Annotated in this window: 1 protein-coding gene; it reads left to right on the top strand. The window is 43.8% G+C overall.

All coding sequences use genetic code 11. The annotated features are described in order from the left end of the window. The coding region (locus tag AAEY83_RS18590; RefSeq protein WP_351061661.1) for a response regulator at window positions 1-235 on the top strand (235 nt) is incomplete at both ends.

Here is a 235-nt window from a genome sequence, read left to right as displayed (position 1 = left end):
ATCAAATGGTTATTAAAGCGATGCTTGGCTCGCTGGGGATTGTGCCGTATATAGTAGAAAATGGCGAACTGGCCGTTGATATAGTTAAAAAGCAGCATTTTGACTTAGTGCTTATGGATTGCCAAATGCCTGTAATGGATGGCTATAGGGCAACGGCCCTAATCCGCCAGTTTAAAACCGAACAAGAACTCCCGATTATTGCTTTAACTGCCGACGTTATGCCAGAGGATAAAGC

This window comes from Psychrobacter sp. TB20-MNA-CIBAN-0197 (assembly GCF_040309765.1).
Taxonomy (GTDB): domain Bacteria; phylum Pseudomonadota; class Gammaproteobacteria; order Pseudomonadales; family Moraxellaceae; genus Psychrobacter; species Psychrobacter submarinus.
This window is presented reverse-complemented; position numbering and strand designations above follow the sequence as displayed.